Below are 871 nucleotides of genomic sequence, written 5' to 3' on the forward strand. Positions count from 1 at the left end.
GTGCCTGGTGATCGTGGACGAGCACCCGCTCCAAGGAGAGGGCGGACGGCTGCACAACGTCGGCTTCGAGGCACTGATCCAGCTGCGCCACCGCACCATGCTCGCCAGGCTGGCCCGGCTGTGCGAGAACGAGGCGGAAGCCGGCCACCAGAGCCCCCGTGCGGTTGTGGGGGCGACCGGCGTCGACGGAGCAGGCCATGCCTGACACGGTGGTGATCGGAGCGGGCCCCAACGGCTTGGTGGCCGCCAACGTGCTGGCCGATGCCGGGTGGAGTGTGGAGGTGCTGGAGGAGCAGCCGGAGCCGGGCGGAGCGGTACGCCATGACCACGCGGTCGATCCCGCCTTCGTCAACGACGTCTTCAGCTCCTTCTACCCGCTCGCCGCGGCCTCACCGATCCTGTCCGCACTGCGCCTGGACGAGTTCGGACTGCGGTGGAGCCACGCCCCCAGCGTGCTCGCCCATCCCCTCACCGACGGCAGCTGCGCCGTCCTGGACCGCGACATCGACACCACCGCCGCCTCTCTCGACACCTTCGCGCCGCAGGACGGGGCCGCCTGGAGGCGGCTGCACGAGACGTGGCAGCGCCTGCGCCCCGACCTGCTGGACGCGCTGTTCACGCCCTTCCCGCCGGTCAGGGCCACGGCAAGGATGGCACTGCGGCTGCGGGCCGCGGGCGGGCCGCGTATGGCACGCACCCTGATCCTGCCGGTGCGCCGCATGGGGGAGGAGGAGTTCCACGGCCAGGGCGGCCGTCTCCTGCTGGCCGGAAACGCCCTGCACGCCGACCTCGCCCCCGAGTCGGCGGGCAGCGGCGGCTTCGGCTGGCTGCTGTCCATGCTGGGACAGACCTACGGTTTCCCCGTCCCTGT

General features: G+C 72.2%; 1 protein-coding gene and 1 pseudogene. Both read left to right on the top strand.

What is annotated here, in order from left to right:
- Positions 1–205 (top strand): annotated as a pseudogene (locus TN53_RS41165) (SRPBCC family protein); the annotation flags it as partial.
- The coding region (locus tag TN53_RS41170) for a phytoene desaturase family protein (RefSeq protein WP_046264007.1) at positions 198–871 on the top strand (674 nt) is incomplete at its 3' end. The pseudogene TN53_RS41165 and the gene TN53_RS41170, both read left to right, overlap by 8 nt.

The organism is Streptomyces sp. WM6386, from assembly GCF_000972385.1.
Lineage (GTDB): Bacteria > Actinomycetota > Actinomycetes > Streptomycetales > Streptomycetaceae > Streptomyces.